The sequence below is a fragment of the Desulforapulum autotrophicum HRM2 genome, from assembly GCF_000020365.1.
Lineage (GTDB): Bacteria > Desulfobacterota > Desulfobacteria > Desulfobacterales > Desulfobacteraceae > Desulforapulum > Desulforapulum autotrophicum.
In genome coordinates this window covers 3,441,854-3,459,858 of record NC_012108.1, presented here as the reverse complement: position 1 = coordinate 3,459,858, position 18,005 = coordinate 3,441,854, and the positions used below count along the sequence as shown (strand labels likewise).

Here is an 18,005-nt window from a genome sequence, read left to right as displayed (position 1 = left end):
TTCAGATCCAAGTCAAGTCAGGCAGTAATTCAAATTGCTGCAAGTCAGGGTCGGTATTAATAAAAAAATGGAATTGATGTTGTAAACTGGTAAAAATGATTTATTGTTAGTGCTACAATAATCAAAGTAAAACCAAAAGGAGTTCAAATGGCAGAGACCGATATGGATGACCTTATCGAGATAATAGAAAAAGAGGGAAGCCTTGAAGATATTCCCTTGACCCTTCCCATGATGCCCGTCAGGGATGTTGTTATCTTTACCGACATGCTTCTGCCCCTGTTTGTTGGCCGGGAAAAATCCATCAAGGCCGTAGAAAAGGCCATGGCTAAGGATCGCTATCTCTTTCTGTGTGCCCAAAAAGATTCAGAGGTGGAGAATCCCAAGGCGTCTGATGTATATGAGATGGGTACCGTGGGCCGGGTTCAGAAGATGCTTAAACTGCCCGACGGCAGGATAAAAGCCCTTGTGCAGGGCATCACCAAGGCCCAGATCAAGCGATTTATCAAGAAAAAGGCCAGTTTTGAGGTTGAAATTGCCCTTGTCAAGGATCTGGAGCTTGAGGAGGTTACCATTGAAACCGAAGCCCTCATGCGCAACGTAAGGGAGAGCAGTGAAAAGATTCTTGCCCTGAGGGGAGAGTTGTCTGGGGATGTGGGGTTGATTCTTGAGCATATTGAGTCTCCGGGAAAACTTGCCGATCTTGTTGCGGCAAATCTCAGGCTCAAGGTCGAGGATGCCCAGATTCTACTGGAAACCTCGGACACGGTTAAGCGTCTGACAAAGGTTAATGATCTTCTTGCAAGGGAGCTTGAACTTTCAACGGTCCAGGCAAGAATCCAGACCGATGTAAAGGATGAAATATCCAAGAGCCAGCGGGACTATTTTCTTCGGGAGCAGGTCAAGGCCATCCACAGGGAATTAGGGGAGGGCGAAGACCGGTTTGCAGAGGTCGAAGATTATAAGGTCAAGCTGAAAAAGGCAAAACTGCCACCTGATTCCCTTGAAGAGGCTTTTAAACAGTTGAGGCGCCTTGAACAGATGCATTCGGACTCGTCAGAGGCGTCCATCATACGGACCTATCTTGACTGCATTGTGGAGCTGCCCTGGAACCGTTCGACCAAGGATTTTCTGGACATTGAAAAGTCAGCCCAGCTCCTTGACAAGAATCACTACGGCCTTGACAAGGTCAAGGATCGAATACTTGAATACCTGAGTGTCAGAAAACTCAACCCCGGTTTAAAGGGCCAGATTATTTGTTTTGCAGGACCTCCCGGGGTTGGGAAAACTTCCCTGGGCCAGGCCATTGCAAAGGCAATGAAGCGAAAGTTCATACGCATCTCCCTTGGCGGCATCCGGGATGAGGCTGAGATCAGGGGCCACAGGCGAACTTATATCGGGGCCATGCCCGGCCGGATACTCCAGGGACTTCGCCAGTGCAAGGTAAACAACCCGGTGTTCATGCTCGATGAGATCGACAAGCTTGGCAATGATTTCAGGGGTGATCCTTCCTCAGCTTTGCTTGAGGCCCTGGACCCGGAGCAGAACACCGAGTTCAGTGATCATTACCTGAACATGCCCTTTGACCTTTCAAAGGTATTGTTTATCCTTACGGCCAACATGACCGACACCATTCCATCGGCCCTTCTGGACCGCATGGAGGTGATTCGGATACCCGGTTACACAAGGGAGGAGAAGCAGACCATTGCCACAACCCATCTTTTTCCCAGGCAGCTAAAGGAGAACGGACTGGGCAGACGTCACATCACCATCAGTTCCGGAGCCCTTGCAGCGGTGATTTCCGAGTACACCCTTGAGGCAGGGTTGCGCGAACTTGAAAGAAAGCTGGGTGCCATCTGCCGGAAGATAGCAAGAAAGATTGCTGAAGGTCAGAAGGGTAAATATGCCATAAAAAAACAGAGTTTGACGACCTTTCTCGGGCCACCGACATATGTTGATGAACTTGACCAGGAAGAGAGCCAGGTGGGCCTTGTGACTGGTCTTGCCTGGACAGAGGTGGGCGGAGAGCCTCTTTATATCGAGGTTGCCCTGTGCCACGGCAAGGGTGAACTTTCCGTGACCGGCCAGATCGGGGATGTGATGCAGGAGTCTGCAAGGGCTGCCCTCACTTTTACCAAGGCCAACATGGAACGGTTCGGCATAAAAAAAGAAGCGTTTGAGGAAAAGGATATTCACATCCACGTGCCTGCCGGTGCTATTCCAAAGGACGGCCCTTCGGCGGGCATTGCCATGGCAACGGCCCTTATTTCAGCGTTTACCGGAAGGGTTGTCCGTAATCAGGTGGCCATGACCGGCGAGATTTCCCTCAGGGGAAGGGTGCTTCCCATTGGCGGACTCAAGGAAAAGGCCCTGGGTGCCCTGCGGGTGGGGATAAAAAAGATCATCATTCCGGAAAAGAACCGAAAGGATCTTTTTGACATGCCAAAGAGCGTTAAGAAAAAGATTGAGTTCTTCTGTGTCAAGGAGCTTGATCAGGTGCTTGACATTGCCTTTGAGCCACGTCAGATTCCCCAGCCGGGTAAGGAGACGGATGGGGTGACTGAGGCACAATGAAGATTGTTGCCGTAAATACCTCCGAGACAAGTGCAAGCGTTGCCCTTGTTGAGGATTCAAGGCTTGTGTGTGAAGAGTTCTTCTCAAGCAGGATCACCCATTCCAGGGTAATCATGGAAATGATTCATTCCATGCTCTCCACACGGGCCGGTATACCCCTGTCTGAAATTGACGGGTTTGTGGCGGCAAGGGGGCCGGGCAGTTTCACCGGGCTTCGCATCGGCATCAGTGTTGTAAAGGGGATTGCTTATGCCGCATCAAAGCCGGTTGCCGGGATCTCAAGCCTTGACGCCATTGCATGGCAGGTGGCAACGTCTGACAGAACGGTCTGTGCATTGATGGACGCCAAAAGGGGAGAGGTTTACACGGCCTGTTACCGTTTTTCAAAGGGGCGGATGATCCACAAGTCAGAAGAGGTCTGCGTCACCCCGGAACAGGCCGTTTCCCTTGCAGGCGGGGCAGCCCTTTATGTGGGTTCCGGTGTCGAGGCATACCACAAAGAAATAGATGTCCTTGCCCCGAAGGAGGCCTCGTTTGCACCTCAATTTCAGAACCAGGTCAGGGCATCGGCATTGGCCCATGCCCTTTTTCAGACCCCGGAACTGCTTTCAAAGGATCCTTTGTCCCTTTTGCCCGTATACATCCGACGGTCGGATGCTGAGATAAACTACGACAGACATCCCGACCGCTTTTGTTGACAAGGTGGTTTCTCTCTGGTATTTAGATAAGAATGGAAAATAAGAAAGTTACAAAATGGCCTGCAAAGGCTGATTTTCCCTTTGCAAGACCCGGTTTGGTTTACATCTGTTCAGCCTGCATTGTGACGGGCTTGCTTTTTTTTATGGGCTGGTGGGTCCCTGGCGTTGCAGCCCTGGCCGCGACGGCCTTTGTCTGCTGGTTCTTCAGGGATCCTGACCGATTAATCCCCGGGGAGGAAAATGCCTTGGTGTCGCCTGCTGATGGCCGCGTGGTCAAGGCGGAAAAGGTCATGGATAACGACTATGTCGACGGGCCCTGCATCATGGTGAGCATCTTCATGAACGTATTCAACGTCCATGTGAACCGGGTGCCCTTTGCCGGAACGGTGGAAGAAACAACCTATTATCCGGGTAAGTTCTTTAACGCCTCCCTTGACAAGGCATCCAAGGACAATGAAAGAAATGCCCTTGTCCTCCGGACGAACCAGGGCAGCCGCTACGGGGTGGTTCAGATTGCAGGCCTTGTGGCAAGACGAATCGTCTGTGATGTAAAACAGGGTGACATCCTTGTCCGGGGTGACCGGTATGGTATGATCTGTTTTGGATCACGATTAGATCTTTATCTTCCCATGGACACCCGTATCTGTGTCAAGGTGGGTGAACGGGTGAGTGCCGGGTCTTCCATTGTTGGGTATATGGCTTAGAACGAGATTCTGCCATGCAGGGGGAAAATTTAAGAAAAGCAGGAGCCTGTTCATGACAGGCTCTTTTTAATGATTGTTTGTTTGTCCATCCCTTGGCCTATATGGGCAGGCCTGGAGATGGACTATTTTGTTTTTTTATATTATATGGAGAAAAGAAGATCTTGGATCAGATACCTATCACAATAGAAGGTTATGCAGCACTAAAGGAAGAGCTGCAGAGACTTAAAACAATTGAGCGTCCGCAAAACATCAAGGCCATCGAGATTGCCCGGGCCCATGGCGATCTTTCTGAAAATGCCGAATTTGATGCTGCAAAGGACAGGCAATCCTTTATTGAGGGAAGAATCGGTGAGCTGGGGTACAAAATTGCCAGTGCAAAGATTATCGACCCTGCAACGGTGTCCAAGGATTGTGTCCGTTTTGCCTCCCGGGTTGTTATTGAAAACCTTGATTCTGGAGAAGAGGTTGAGTATATGATCGTCGGTCAGGAAGAATCTGACATCCACAAGGGGAAAATTTCCGTATCCTCTCCCCTTGGGATGGCCCTCCTCGGCAAGCAGCCTGGGGACGAGATCGTTATTCAGGCGCCCGGTGGCAAGAGGAACTATGAGATTGTAGACATTTTATAATACTGGAGGTTTGTTTTGGCAAGAGTAACCATTGAAGACTGTTTGAAAAATGTACCCAGCCGGTTTGCCCTGGTACACATGGCGGCCCTGCGGGTTCGCCAGCTCCGGGAAGGCGCTGATCTGCTCATTAAACCTTCTAAAAACGAAGATGCCGTCATAGCGTTGAGGGAGATTGCCGCCAACCGGATTGTACTGAAAAATAAATCCGACAAAAAAGGGTAGCAGGAAGATTGTTGCAGGGGGTCTATAAAAAAGTCAACCGTTCCCTGGGAAAAGCCGTCCATGACTATGGCATGATTTCCCCGGGAGACAGAATCGTTGTAGGGGTGTCAGGCGGCATGGACAGCCTGACCCTCTTGAGGATGCTGGTTGATCTAAAAAAAAAGGCTCCCCTGGATTTTCATCTTGTGCCGGTTTATGTGGACCCTGGGTTTGAGCCAAGCTTTGCAGGAGACCTCAAGGCCTATGTGGAATTTCATCTCGGGCCGTTGATGGTTGAACGTACAGACCATGGTATTGTTGCTCACAGCGACGAGAATCAGGAAAATCCCTGCTTCCTGTGCTCGCGCCTCAGGAGGAAGCGCCTTTTTGAGATCGCAAGGGATCAGGGGTGCAACACCATTGCCCTTGGCCACAACAAGGACGATCTCATTGAGACACTCTTTATTAACATGTTTTATTCTGGAGCCATTGGGACAATGAAGCCCTGCCAGTCTTTTTTTGACGGAACGCTTGAGATCATAAGACCCCTTGCCTATGTTGAAAAACGACGCATTGTATCTTTGTCTGAATCTCTGGGATTTCCGGCTTTCAAGAATCCCTGTCCCAGTGACGGGTTCACAAAAAGGACAGCTGTCAGGCACATGCTTGAAGGGTTGTATGCTGAGAACCCCCACATCAAGGGAAATATCTTCAAAGCCATGGGCCGGGTAAAAATGGATTATCTTTTAAAGCAGACATTATGATTGATATTCAAAAGCAGCGTGACTACCGGAACATCCCCATTGACAAGGTGGGGATCAAGAATCTTCGCTACCCCATAAAGGTGATGGACAAGAGCAACGGCGTACAGTCCACCATCGCAACCATCGGCATGTTTGTGGATCTGCCCCACCAGTGCAAGGGCACCCACATGAGCCGGTTTGTGGAGTTGCTGAACCTCTTTCGGGAGCAGGTCTCCCTTGACTCCATTGACAATATTCTTGAAGACATGAAAACGACCCTGGGTGCCCAGAGTTCCCATATCGAGATTACCTTTCCCTACTTTGTAGAAAAAGAGGCTCCCGTGACTGGCTGCAAGGGGTTGATGGATTACATCTGTTCCATCCACGGCTCATCCACGCCTGAACGTGACCGGGACATGGTGCTCAAGGTGGCCGTTCCCATTACATCGGTCTGTCCCTGCTCAAAGGAAATCAGCAAATATGGTGCCCATAACCAGCGGGGTGAGGTGCTTGTTTCCACCCGCTTTAAGCGCCTCATCTGGATCGAGGACATGATTAATCTTGTGGAGGGGTGTGCCTCCTGTGATGTCTATTCTGTTCTCAAGCGTGAGGATGAAAAAGCGGTCACCGAGCGGGGGTATGAAAATCCTAAGTTTGTGGAGGACGTGGTCAGGGATGTGTCACAGATTCTCAACGATGATGAGAACATTACCTGGTTTTCGGTGAGTGCTGAAAATTTTGAGTCCATCCACAACCACAGCGCCTATGCCTACATTGAAAACGGTGACAGAACCAACTTTTAACCTAGGCACCGTGGCCGGGTATGGGGCTGTTCTATTGGACCATGGATTTTAATCGCTCTTTTATTATTTTGTATCCTTGCCCCTGCTGATTGATCATGATGATAAAGGGAAAGAGGCTGTTGTTTTTGCCTGTAAAATACCCGACCCGGGTACGCACCCCGTCCAGGGTGCCTGTTTTGTAGAACTCGTCTCGTTCGTGGTTCATGAGTGAATAATGGGATTTGAATGCCATCAGCACCTTGAGCATTTCACGGGGGGAGATTCTATTGCGCCTTGAAATGCCGGAACCTTCGGCAATGGAAATGTTTTCAATGCCAAGGGTATTGCTGGCGTAGGCCCTGAGGGCACCCACCGATTTTTCAAGACTTGCAGGGGGTGAAAACGCTGCTGCTCCGGCCGTCAGGAAAATCTGGTTTGCCATGAAGTTGTTGGAAAATTGTAACAGCTGCCGTACCAGTTCTGCCAGGGTGTAGGGTGAGACATGGGTATAGATGTGCAAATCCTGTTGAAGCACCTGACCTTCCTCGACTCCGCCCATTACCTTGATTCCCTTTTGTTCCAGAAAAAACTTGACCAGTCGTCCTGCATAGGTTCGGCTTTCAATCCTTGAAAGAACGATTCTTCCCCGGTCAAGGCCCGAGGCCAGAATCCTGGGGCGTGTAAACGACAGCAGGGGGGTCTGGGGTTCCCCGCTCAGGAGTTGACCGTCGTGTTTGTCAAACCTGAACGATACGGTGTTGAAATTGGCGCTAAGGGCGTTCACCCCTGCATCATAGGGGTTGGTGGAGCCGCCCGTGCCCGGGATTTGGATGTCCGGCTCAAAAAAAAGGTTGTCAACCACTAGGGTCTTGATCGTTGAAACGCCCTTTTTCAAAAGAATAGATGCAAGGTCGCAGCAGCTTTTTTCCAGGATTTCCGATGTGATGAGCGGATCTCCAGAGCCTTTTATTTTAAGTGTCCGGTCCGGACCCAGGAAAAATTTTGTCTTGAATCTGAAATTTTCCCCCAGTTCGTTAAAGGCACCCAGGGCCGTGAGCAACTTAAAAGTTGATGCCGGTACGAACGCCTGGTCCGGGTTCAGGGCGTCCATGACTTTTCCGTGGCTGTCGGCCACAAGATACCCGATCTTAGGTGTTCCGGCAATGGCCCCAGGGGACTGGACAAGGGCCATTGCCAGGAAGAGCAGAAGAATCCATTTATGCAAAAAAGGCATGGTATCCCTTAAAGGTCATGTAGATGTCGGCCTTGCTTGCGATTTCAAAGGGCGAGTGCATGGAAAGAACGGCAGGGCCGCAGTCAAGGATTTCCATTCCCCGCTGGGCAAGAAATTTTGCCAGGGTGCCGCCGCCCCCCTGGTCGATTTTGCCGAGCTCTCCGGTTTGCCAGACGATGTTATTTTTATCAAAAAGGGTTCTGATTGCACCGACAAATTCAGCACTGGCATCGCTTGAACCCGATTTTCCCCGGGAGCCTGTGAACTTGGTCATGCAGACGCCGTGGCCGATTTTTGCCGCGTTCATCTTTTCATGGACCTCCTTGAAATCCGGATCCATGGCGGCATTGACATCCGCTGACAGGGCACGGGTGTTGATCAGGGCCCGTCTGACGGTCTGCTCGGTTACCGCCCCTGCCCCTGTTGTGAGGCGGAGAAGGTCTGAGATAAAATCGGCCATAAAGGCTGTCTGGGCACCGGTGTTTCCTTCGCTGCCGATCTCTTCCTTGTCAAAGAAAAGCCCAAGGGCCGTGCGCTGGGGTGCCTTGGTCTCCAAAAGTGCAGTAAGCTCGGTAAAGGCACAGATCCGGTCATCCTGGCCGTATCCGCCCACAAGGGATCGGTCAAGGCCGATGTCCCTTGACCTGCCTGCCGGCACGGCTTCTAATTCCGCACTGACAAAATCAGCCTCGCAGATACCGTACCGCTGGTGAAAAAGGTTGAGCAGGGCAAGCTTGAACCGGTCGCTGACGCTGTCTTTACCCAGGGGTAGGCTTCCGGCAATAAGGTTAAGCTTTTCGCCCTCAAAGGCTTCCGAGAGTTTTTTGTCCTCCTGGATCTTGCCGGCAAGGTGGGGCAGAAGATCAGACACCACAAACACGGGATCATCCGCTCCTTCACCAATGGTGATGTCCATGGTTTCGCCGTCGGCCCGGATGATCCTGCCGTGGAGGGCCAGGGGAATCGACATCCACTGGTACTTTCGTATGCCGCCATAGTAGTGGGTCTTTAACAGGGCAAGGTCGGTGTCCTCATACACGGGATTCTGCTTGAGATCCAGGCGCGGTGAATCAATGTGGGAGGCAATGAGGTTCATGCCGTCTTGAATGGGGGCCTTGCCCACCACGGCCAGGGCAACGCATTTTTCCTTGAATATTGAGTAGACCTTTTGGTGGGGGGAGACCGATCCCTGTTTTAGGGCTGCGTCCATGCTGATAAATCCCTTGTCCTCGGCCCGTGCAACGATTTGACCTGCTGCCTCCCGCTCGGTCTTTGAACGGTCAAGAAAAATTTTGTAGTCTTCGGCCAGGGCAAATACCTTTTCCGTTTCTGCTGAAGCCAGTTCGTCCCAGGCCAGGCGGTCTTGTTTGAAAAGTTTGGTCTTAAGCTGTTCAATCTCTTTTTTATTCATTTTGTTCCTAGGTGTTAAACGTTAAAATAATGAAATAATATCCTGGAAAATCGATTTTACTCGTGTTTTAAATTCAAGCCATTTCCATTGGTCAGGAAAGGCGATGGGGCTGAACCTGACCAGAAAAACAGCGTTAAAGGATTCTGTCCGGGGGCTATAGTTCTGCTCCACAACCTCAATGGGGGGCAGGAATGCACCCTCATAGCTGATCACCGTTTCCATGGCGGCTGTCTTGCCGGAAAAAACCGATGAACGTGATGAAACAGACTTTAATCCCCTTTGCTCCAAAAGTTTTTTCAGGGCATTTTCCTGGGCACGGGCCAGGCTCTGTTCGGCTGAATTCCCTGGTACTGCCGTGGTGCCCCCCCCTGCCCGGTGGGGGTAAAAAACCGAGGTGCGGTATTCCTGATCGGCCGGGACCATGACAAGGGCTGAATCCACAATGCGGTTGTTGGACGACTTGATGTCGTATCTGATGTAGTAGCAGCCAATCCCCTGGTTTGCCCCGGCAGGGGAAGAACCCAGGATCTGGACGATCACCAGCAGGACTGCAGCACTGAAAGTCAGGGCTGAATTTTTAATCAAAGGCATGGACATGGGTGCATATTACCATGATCGGGCAATTAGAATCAATAAGGTTCAGCAAGCAGACACCGACCGTTCCCGCCTGCCGGTTCGAAGAAAAACTTGATAATCGAGTTATAGATACAGCCGCAATTAGAATTGCTGAATGGCCCGGGGTGTTTTTTCAGGATTATCCTTGCTCCTTTTAGAGGATTTATGCTAAAGCACAACTATGCAAATTTATCATCCACATAACTATTTGACGGCCCTTTGGCTCTGCGCTGTTTTTTTCCTCAGCGCCTGTTCGGGTGGATCATCAACACGCCTTCCCCTGGACAAAATCAAGGCCGATCTGGCAGACGAGCCCACCTACTCGGTTGTTCTTGAGGATATGCGGGAGCAGGGCACCTTTTTTAAAACCTATTCCCACAAATACCTTGTGGTAAAACCCGACGATTCCACGCGAACCGACTGGCTGGAAGTGCCTGAAACCTTTTACAACCAAAACCGGGAATTCCTCGGCATGGCCCTTATTTCCAAAAAAGACGGCACCCTTGACAACCAGGTGGCACCTCCCGGGTACAGCTACGTGGGGGACCCGAAATACGGCAACTGGCGCCAGGATTCCCAGGGGGGATCCTTCTGGGAGTTCTACGGAAAGTACGCCCTGTTCTCAAGCCTGTTTGGCGGGTGGAACCGACCCATTTACCGCAACGACTATGCCATGTACAACCAGTCCCGGTCCACGAACCGACCGTTTTTTGGCAGGAACAAGGAATTTGGATCTACGGGCAGCGTTGTAAAGGCCAAGAATCCCGGGTTCTACTCACGGCGCATGGAAGCAAACCGTGCGGCCCAGAGTTCGTTTAAGCAAAAGGCGGCAAAACGAATGGGCAGGACCAAAACCGGTTTTAGAAGCAGATCTGGAGGATTTGGAAAATGAATTTTGATCATCTCTTGACCGGTATCATCTTTATGGCTGTTTTTTTTGTTCTGTTTGCCCTTGGCAAGGTGGTCTACAATCTGCTCCACCGTGATTTTGATCTGAACAGGGAAATGGTGGAAAACGACAACCCTGCGGTCAGCCTTGCCGTGACCGGCTACTATGCGGGCCTTGTCCTTGCCATTGGCGCTGCCATTGTGGGACCGTCCGCAGGTTTTACGGCAGACCTTATGGATTTGCTGATCTACGGGGTTCTGAGCATCGTTCTGCTAAATATCTCCTCGTTCGTCTGTGACTGGCTGATTCTTTTTAAATTCAAAATCAGTGACGAGCTTTTAAGGGACCGGAACCAGGGCACGGGAGCCGTGGTGTTTGGGACCCTTGTGGCGTCGGGGTTTGTGATTTTTGGATCGGTTTCAGGCGCCGGGGGCACCATCTGGACGGCCATGGGGTTCTGGGCCCTGGGCCAGGTGCTTCTCATCGTTGCTGCCCTTGTGTACAATTTTATCCTTCCCTTTGATCTGCACCAGGAGATCGAACGGGACAATGTGGCCGCAGGCGTCGCCTTCGCAGGCGCCCTGATTGCCATGGGGGTGGTAGTGGGCCTTGCTGCCGAGGGCGATTTTGTCTCCTGGGGTGAGAGTCTTCCTTCGTTTCTGGCCTATGCCCTGCTGGGTCTTGTTTCCCTTCCCTTTTTAAGACTTTTAACGGATCGGCTTCTTCTACCCGGGGTTAAGCTCTCAGACGAGATCGTGGGCATCCGCCCGGATCACTCCAAAGAAGAGCGGGGACCCAACGTGGGGGCAGCCTATGTGGAGGCCTTTGCCTACATTGCCGGGGCCTATATTATCTACTGGTGTATTTGATTCAGAAGATTCAACGGTGAGTGATTCTTCCATGACCTCGGGCCACACCCGCACCCTCCAGGTAGCTATGTTTGCAACGGGCTGCTCGGGCATTGTTGCCGAGTATGTGCTGTCCACCCTTGCCACCTATCTCCTTGGGAACGCCATCTTCCAGTGGTCCATTGTCATGTCCATGATGCTTTTTTCCATGGGGGTGGGTAGCCGTGTCAGCCGAAGTTTCAGAAATCATCTCCTGGATACCTTCATCATCATCGAGTTCAGTCTGTCCCTGTTCTGCGCAGCCTCGGGCGCCATTGTGTTCGGGTTTGCCGCCTGGACCGAAGCCAGGATATTTATAATCTATTCCCTGGCCCTGGTTGTAGGGCTCTTCATCGGCATGGAGATTCCCCTTGCCACCCGTATCAACAGCGATTACCAGGCCCTTCGTTCCAACATTTCAGCGGTCATGGAGATGGACTATTTCGGATCCCTCCTGGGCGGCCTGCTGTTTGCCTTTCTCCTGCTGCCGTTCCTGGGCCTGACCTACACCCCCCTGGTCCTTGGCTCCATCAACTTTGCCGTGGCAGGCTTTCTCTTTCTACGGTTTAAACACCTTGTCCGTTCACGACGGTTGATCACCGTTCTTTTTGCCCTTGTACTCTTGGTCCTCATGGTTCTTGCCGTTGCTGTCCGGCCCATTGTACGGTATGGCGAGCAGAAGAAATATAAGGATCTGGTGGTTTTGTCCAGGCAGACCCAATTCCAGAAGATCGTCATGACCCGCTGGAAACAGTGGTACTGGCTCTACATTAACGGTGATGAGCAGTTTTCCACCTATGACGAGGAGCGCTACCACGAACCCCTGGTCCATCCGGCCATGGAACTTGCCCTGAACCCGGAACGTATCCTTGTCCTGGGCGGAGGTGACGGCCTTGCCGTTCGGGAAATCCTAAAGCACAAAATAGTTAAAAGGATTACCCTGGTGGACATTGACGGGGTGATGACCGACCTTGCACAACATCATCCGTTGTTTACAGCCATTAACCAGGGTGCCATGAACGATCCCAGGGTGACGGTGCTGAACATGGACGCTTCTTCATTCCTGGACAGTGACGATGGCCTTTACAATGTGATTTTCATCGATCTGCCGGATCCGGACTCCATGGACCTCATGCATCTCTACGCCCAGGGCTTTTATCGGGACCTTTTAAAGCGCCTTGCCAGGGGAGGGATGGTCGTGACCCAGGCCTCAAGCCCCTATTTTGCAAAAAAGGCCTTTTTGTGCATTAAAAAAACCATGGAAGCTGCAGGTCTTGTAACCCTGCCCTACCATAACCAGGTACCCACCCTTGGGGAGTGGGGATGGATACTAGGTACCAGCGAGGGAGACATCACCGGGGAACGGCTTAAAACGGCTGCATCCCGGCTTGAATTTAACGATATCAAGACCCGGTTTCTAAACCCCGACGCCATGAAGGCCATGGTTCTGTTTGGCAAAGGGCTTTTTGACACAGGCGATGCCGACGCAATCAAGATCAACACCATCTCCAATCCTGTGCTGCTGCAATACTACCAGGAGGGGTCCTGGGGGGTTTATTGATTAAACTGCCTTGGCCCTTGACTTTAGCCCAATATCTTATAGTATAAATAGTTTTTGGGTAAGACATTTGTCTGCAAAAAAGTTGACAAGGATCCATTAATTTTAATAATACGGTGTGGAAGGATTTGACGAAGAAACCTATCGAATCGGTATCATACAATGATTTTCCAAAGGAACCTGTTCCCCTGGAAAATTTGTCGGTAAAATTTATGAAGCAGTCTGTTTTCGTGCCCCTGGCACTTGAAAACAATACCTTGAAGATTGCCATTGCCGACCCCCATGATTCTTATACCATTGATGCCCTGAAGCTTTCCTACAGTTTTGATGTGGAGGTTTTTCAAGCGTCAAAGGAGGAGATCTTTGATGCCTTTGAGCGCCTGTACGGAAGTGGCAGTCAGTCCATTGAAACCATCATAGAAGAAGCACACAGGGATGTCCATGAACTCAATATCGGTGAGGAAGAAGGGGCTGAAAATTTAAAAGATCTTGCCTCCGAAGCCCCCATCATTCGCCTTGTGAACCGGCTCATTGTCAATGCCGTAGAAATAAAGGCAAGCGACATCCATTTTGAACCCTTTGAAACATTTTTCAGGATTCGGTACCGTATCGACGGGGTTTTACACGAGATTGAAAAACCACCGGTGAGACTCCAGTCTGCCATCATTTCCCGGGTGAAAATTATGGCCAAGCTTGATATAGCCGAGCGCCGTCTGCCCCAGGATGGTAACATCAAACTCAAAATTTCAGACCGTGAGATAGACTTCAGGGTGTCGACCATTCCCACCCTGTATGGCGAGAGCCTTGTGATGAGGGTCCTGGATAGAGAATCCCTTGCCTTTGATTTTCAGGAACTTGGCTTCCCCGAGGATATCTATTCCCGGTATATGGACCTCGTCAAACAACCCTATGGCATGATTCTAGTGACAGGCCCCACGGGAAGCGGAAAGACCTCAACGTTGTATACGACCCTGGCCGTGATCAACTCAACAGAGCAAAAGGTGATAACCCTTGAGGACCCAGTGGAGTATCAACTGCCCGGAGTCAATCAGATCCAGGTGAAGCCCAAGATCGGCCTCACCTTTGCCAATGGGCTGAGATCCATTGTCCGCCAGGACCCGGATATCATCCTGGTCGGAGAGATCCGGGATTCCGAAACCGCAGAGATTGCCATCCAGTCCGCCCTGACCGGCCATCTTCTTTTCAGTACGCTCCATACCAATGATTCTGCAGGTGCCATCGCACGGTTGCTTGACATGGGGGTCGAGCATTTTTTGTTGAGTTCTACCCTGCTTGGGGTGCTTGCCCAGCGGCTGGTGCGGGTGATCTGTCCCCACTGCAAAACCGTGGCCCACCCGGAACAAAGACTCCTCGATCTCGTCCGATTATCGCCCGAGGAGCTTTCCGAAACGGTCTTTTACGAGGGAAAAGGATGCGAGGCGTGTCACTACACGGGATTTAAGGGTCGAAAGGCCATTTTTGAATACCTCGCAGTGGATGCCGCCATACGAAGGGAGATTGTGAATAAATCCAGTGCGGATGAGATCAAGCGGGTGGCTGTAAATTCGGGGCTTCGAACATTGAGGCAGGATGGCTGGGAAAAGGTAAAGGCCGGCATGACAACCATTTCAGAAGTACTTCGGGTAACCCTGGAGGGATGATTTGACGCTCTATTCCTACAAGGCATCGGATTCTTCGGGTAAGATTATGACCGCTGCCATGGAGGCTGACAGCGAAGGAGAGGTGGTCTCTACCCTCCAGAAGACAGGTCTTATCCCCATTCGTATCTCTGAGTCCGGCAGAAAGACAGCCCAAAAACATTCCTTTATGAATCTTGACGTGGCTTCCCTGTTTCATCGGGTATCAACCAAGGATGTGATGCTGTTCACCCAGGATCTTACCGCCCTGCTCGAAGCAGGGCTGCCCGTGGATCGGTCATTGAAAATTCTTGTTGAGTCATCTGAAAATCCAAAGTTCAAATTGATTGTCAAGGACATTCTCAAGTTAATCGAGGGCGGCAGTGATTTGAGTGAAGCCATGGGCCGGTATCCCGAAGTCTTTTCAAAATTTTACGTCAATATGGTAAAGGCAGGAGAAGTTGGTGGGATTCTTGAAATGGTATTGGAGCGCCTTGGTATTTTTCTTGAAACCTCCCAGGAGCTGACAGACTACATCAAATCGGCCCTTGTTTATCCTCTTTTCCTTCTTGGGGTGGGTGGACTTTCCATCATTGTTCTCATGACCTTTGTCATCCCCAAGTTTGCCATCATGTTTGCAGATATGGGCAATGCAATTCCCTTGTCAACAAAGATGCTGCTGGTTTCCAGCGATTATTTCAGGCACTACTGGTGGGCCATGTTAATTGCTCTCTTTATCTTGGGCTTTGTCTTTAACCGAGTTTTAAAACGACCCGGTATTCGGCTCAAGCTTGATGTGTTAAAGGTAAAAACGCCCGTGGTGGGTGATCTGGTAAAGAAAATAGAGGTGGGAAGGATTTCAAGGACCCTGGGAACACTATCAAACAGTGGGGTTCCCATCCTGGATGCCCTGCTCCTTGTCCGGGATACCGTTAGTAACAAAATGATTGCCGATGCCATGAACGATATATTTGACAGGGTAAAAGAGGGGGAAAAATTATCCATTTCCCTTGGTGCAGCAGGGATTTTCCCTTCCCTGGCCATACAGATGATAAAGGTGGGTGAAGAGACAGGTAAGCTCTCTGACATGCTGCTGCGGATTGCGGATAACTATGAAAAGGTTGTTAAGAACCTTGTCAAACGGGTGACAAGCTTGATGGAGCCTGCAATGATTTTGCTCATGGGTGTTGTTGTTGGATTTATTGTGGTTTCAATGCTCATGGCAATTTTTAGCATGAACGACATGCCGTTGTAGGATTGTGATTCCGTGTAATTTGAATTTTTTTAAAGGACTAAAATGAAACTAAAATCTGAAAATAGGGAACGAGGCTTTACTTTGATTGAGCTGTTGATCGTTATGGTTATCATTGGCTTGCTTGCAGGGCTTGTGGGACCTAAGATGTTTGGAAAGGTAGGAAAATCAAAACAGAAATCAGCAAAGGCCCAGATATCTCTTTTTGAGACGACCCTTGACATATACCGGCTTGATGTGGGGAAATACCCCACCACCGATATTGGGCTGCAGGGACTCAGAGTTAAACCTGATGGAGTGGAAAACTGGGATGGCCCCTATCTTCCAAAGGAGGTGCCCCTGGACCCCTGGGGTAACGCCTACCGCTATGAATCTCCATCGGAACACGGGGAATACGAGATTGTCTCCTTTGGTGCAGACGGTGTTGATGGCGGGGAAGGTGAAGACATGGACATTGTGAGCTGGGCTGCTGTTGGTCAGGAGTAGGCATCAGGGATTCACCCTCATTGAGTTGATGGTTGTGATGGTGATTGTGGCCCTTGTTACTGGCCTTGGAGTGCCACGGATCTTTAATTCCCTGGGCAGTGTGACCCTCAAGACGTCGGCCAGGGAGACGGTTGCCTTTCTCAACTATGCAAGGGAATCGGCCTTTTACAAAAAGCAATTGATGAAGGTTGTGGTTGATCTGGATGTTCAGCTAATTACGGTCTTGGCTTTTCAGGAAGCTGTTTTTGACCCTGAAGGGAAAGACGGTTCTGACCCGACAGAACCACGGTTTGCTTTCCAGAAAAAAAAGATGGAATGGGTTGAGGACAAGGCGTTATCCTTTCCTGAAGGCGTTTTTATAAAAGCGTGTGTGAAGGATGATACCCAGGTTACATCCGGGGCCTTTGAGCTTCTTTTTTCACCGGTCGGCAATAGCAGCGGCGGTGAGATTCATCTGACGAACGCCAGGGATAGAGAATTTATAATAGCGATTGATTTTATTACGGGGAGTGCTCAAATAATCCAATGATAACGATAATCGTGCCGGTTTATATGAAACATTCACCAAAATATTGCGAACAGAGGCGTTTCATCATTCGTTGTGGCCAGAGCAGATACCCCGCTCCGGCCGTGCCGATTATAATGAAGCAGAAAATATTGTAAAATCAGATGACCGCCTTGATGTGAGTACGGACACAATAATCTATGGTGTTATGAATCAATATAGTCAATATAACATAGGGTATACTCATAACTCATTGAATTATGGACTGCGCATAAATTCCTTTCGCAAAGGACGTATTCATTCTTTTCCGTGTCCATAAAAACAGGGGGGGAGTGTCTTTTTACTATCATATTAATATGATAGGTTCTCTAAAACGATTAAACTATCGAATTTTCAACGATTGTTTTGATCAAAATCAGGTCCTTTAGCCTATCTTAAATTATTAGTAAAAATACCATCATTTGATCTGATTACGTTTCCATCGATTATTGAGACCGCTCTCATCTTTTCTTGGTCTGTTTGGCTGATATTTATCCTTTGATTTGGATTTGTCTTTTGGATTTGGCTCGAGTATAATCCTCTATTCGTGATCTCCTGAAAGACAATAGAGGTGAAATGATTATGGATGTAATTTTAAAAAAGGTTTATTTAAGGTCTATTTAAAGAAGTTAGTTGCACGATGTAACTCACCGAGCGGAGCTTTATCTATTGTTCGCCGCATCAAAGCAAAACAACCTGGACTGTTATCAAGCATAATATTTTGAATAGGGTTGCTTTTTTTTGGAAAAATTAAGATGTGCTTGAAGGGTGAACTGCTCGTCCCTAAAGGGGCAGAGCTCCTGACGATAGGCTTCTTGGCCAACATAGTTCCTTCTTTTTTGACGTTTCATAGCATGAGCGCATCTTGCTTTTGCTCCATGCGGCTTACCGGTGGCTCCACGTCCTTTACTCAAAAGCGCACCTTTCTTGGACAACTCCGATTTTATAAAGCGTAGAGACTGGACCACTCCGACCGAAAGATTTTTCGAAACCAAGCCAAGAGATATTTGAGTTTTTACTAAGCAATATTGACCTGCCCGGCAGGCCAGCTCGGGGTCGGGCATAGTCAGTGACAGAAACGATGATCAAGGCCAAAACTTGATAATCGAGTATTACGCTTGTAGAGCATTATCTCGATATAAAGAGGCTTGACGAGCAGGTTGA

The 18,005-nt window shown here is 49.8% G+C and carries 18 protein-coding genes; 14 read left to right on the top strand and 4 right to left on the bottom strand.

The window, feature by feature from the left end:
* The first annotated feature begins 147 nt into the window (after nucleotides 1-147).
* The 7 genes from lon (at nucleotide 148) to folE2 (ending at nucleotide 6,349) form a co-directional block, all read left to right on the top strand.
* A complete protein-coding gene (gene lon / locus HRM2_RS15005) occupies nucleotides 148-2,571 on the top strand; it encodes an endopeptidase La (RefSeq protein WP_015904885.1) in 2,424 nt (807 codons plus the stop codon).
* Nucleotides 2,568-3,269, top strand: a complete 702-nt coding sequence (gene tsaB, locus HRM2_RS15000; protein WP_015904884.1) for a tRNA (adenosine(37)-N6)-threonylcarbamoyltransferase complex dimerization subunit type 1 TsaB — start codon at nucleotides 2,568-2,570, stop codon at nucleotides 3,267-3,269. Before lon ends, tsaB begins: the two co-directional genes overlap by 4 nt.
* Before the next feature lie 32 nt (nucleotides 3,270-3,301).
* The gene (locus HRM2_RS14995) at nucleotides 3,302-3,973 is read left to right on the top strand and encodes a phosphatidylserine decarboxylase family protein (RefSeq protein WP_015904883.1); all 672 of its coding nucleotides are present in this window, start codon (nucleotides 3,302-3,304) and stop codon (nucleotides 3,971-3,973) included.
* 161 nt (nucleotides 3,974-4,134) lie between these two features.
* On the top strand, nucleotides 4,135-4,602 hold the full coding sequence (greA, locus tag HRM2_RS14990; RefSeq protein ID WP_041274017.1) for a transcription elongation factor GreA: 468 nt from the start codon (nucleotides 4,135-4,137) through the stop codon (nucleotides 4,600-4,602).
* Between the two features lie 15 nt (nucleotides 4,603-4,617).
* The gene (rpoZ, locus tag HRM2_RS14985; protein WP_015904881.1) at nucleotides 4,618-4,824 is read left to right on the top strand and encodes a DNA-directed RNA polymerase subunit omega; all 207 of its coding nucleotides are present in this window, start codon (nucleotides 4,618-4,620) and stop codon (nucleotides 4,822-4,824) included.
* 11 nt (nucleotides 4,825-4,835) lie between these two features.
* Nucleotides 4,836-5,567 (top strand): tRNA lysidine(34) synthetase, encoded by a 732-nt coding sequence (locus HRM2_RS14980; RefSeq protein ID WP_232364043.1) that lies wholly within the window; start codon nucleotides 4,836-4,838, stop codon nucleotides 5,565-5,567.
* The gene (folE2, locus tag HRM2_RS14975; RefSeq protein ID WP_015904879.1) at nucleotides 5,564-6,349 is read left to right on the top strand and encodes a GTP cyclohydrolase FolE2; all 786 of its coding nucleotides are present in this window, start codon (nucleotides 5,564-5,566) and stop codon (nucleotides 6,347-6,349) included. Before HRM2_RS14980 ends, folE2 begins: the two co-directional genes overlap by 4 nt.
* Before the next feature lie 31 nt (nucleotides 6,350-6,380).
* Here folE2 and HRM2_RS14970 read toward each other — a convergent pair whose 3' ends face one another.
* Genes HRM2_RS14970 through HRM2_RS14960 form a run of 3 tightly spaced genes read right to left on the bottom strand, consistent with a single transcriptional unit; the run spans nucleotide 6,381 to nucleotide 9,564 of the window.
* Complete coding sequence (locus tag HRM2_RS14970) at nucleotides 6,381-7,562, bottom strand: D-alanyl-D-alanine carboxypeptidase/D-alanyl-D-alanine-endopeptidase (RefSeq protein ID WP_015904878.1); 1,182 nt, start codon at nucleotides 7,560-7,562, stop codon at nucleotides 6,381-6,383.
* Nucleotides 7,546-8,973: an aminopeptidase gene (locus HRM2_RS14965; protein WP_015904877.1), complete on the bottom strand. Its 1,428-nt coding sequence runs from the start codon at nucleotides 8,971-8,973 to the stop codon at nucleotides 7,546-7,548. Before HRM2_RS14965 ends, HRM2_RS14970 begins: the two co-directional genes overlap by 17 nt.
* A gap of 21 nt (nucleotides 8,974-8,994) precedes the next feature.
* Nucleotides 8,995-9,564, bottom strand: a complete 570-nt coding sequence (locus HRM2_RS14960) for a hypothetical protein (RefSeq protein WP_232364042.1) — start codon at nucleotides 9,562-9,564, stop codon at nucleotides 8,995-8,997.
* A 232-nt stretch (nucleotides 9,565-9,796) separates the two neighbouring features.
* Here HRM2_RS14960 and HRM2_RS25365 point away from each other — a divergent pair, with 232 nt between their 5' ends.
* The 7 genes from HRM2_RS25365 to HRM2_RS14925 all read left to right on the top strand — a co-directional run bounded on the left by HRM2_RS25365 (nucleotide 9,797) and on the right by HRM2_RS14925 (nucleotide 16,826).
* Nucleotides 9,797-10,480, top strand: coding sequence for a hypothetical protein (locus HRM2_RS25365; RefSeq protein ID WP_232364041.1), 684 nt, complete (start codon nucleotides 9,797-9,799; stop codon nucleotides 10,478-10,480).
* Entirely contained in the window at nucleotides 10,477-11,346 is an 870-nt protein-coding gene (locus tag HRM2_RS14950; protein ID WP_015904873.1) for a DUF350 domain-containing protein, read from the top strand. The genes HRM2_RS25365 and HRM2_RS14950 overlap by 4 nt, the downstream gene beginning before the upstream one ends.
* 16 nt (nucleotides 11,347-11,362) lie before the next feature.
* Entirely contained in the window at nucleotides 11,363-12,925 is a 1,563-nt protein-coding gene (locus HRM2_RS14945; protein WP_202944659.1) for a polyamine aminopropyltransferase, read from the top strand.
* A 125-nt stretch (nucleotides 12,926-13,050) separates the two neighbouring features.
* On the top strand, nucleotides 13,051-14,583 hold the full coding sequence (gspE, locus tag HRM2_RS14940; RefSeq protein WP_015904871.1) for a type II secretion system ATPase GspE: 1,533 nt from the start codon (nucleotides 13,051-13,053) through the stop codon (nucleotides 14,581-14,583).
* A gap of 1 nt (nucleotide 14,584) precedes the next feature.
* Complete coding sequence (locus tag HRM2_RS14935) at nucleotides 14,585-15,814, top strand: type II secretion system F family protein (protein ID WP_015904870.1); 1,230 nt, start codon at nucleotides 14,585-14,587, stop codon at nucleotides 15,812-15,814.
* A gap of 42 nt (nucleotides 15,815-15,856) precedes the next feature.
* Nucleotides 15,857-16,297, top strand: coding sequence for a type II secretion system major pseudopilin GspG (gene gspG, locus HRM2_RS14930; protein ID WP_015904869.1), 441 nt, complete (start codon nucleotides 15,857-15,859; stop codon nucleotides 16,295-16,297).
* Nucleotides 16,284-16,826, top strand: a complete 543-nt coding sequence (locus HRM2_RS14925) for a pilus assembly FimT family protein (RefSeq protein ID WP_015904868.1) — start codon at nucleotides 16,284-16,286, stop codon at nucleotides 16,824-16,826. The genes gspG and HRM2_RS14925 overlap by 14 nt, the downstream gene beginning before the upstream one ends.
* Nucleotides 16,827-17,548: 722 nt before the next feature.
* Here the strand turns inward: HRM2_RS14925 and HRM2_RS27730 are convergent.
* Entirely contained in the window at nucleotides 17,549-17,905 is a 357-nt protein-coding gene (locus HRM2_RS27730; RefSeq protein WP_015904866.1) for a hypothetical protein, read from the bottom strand.
* Nucleotides 17,906-18,005 lie beyond the last annotated feature (100 nt).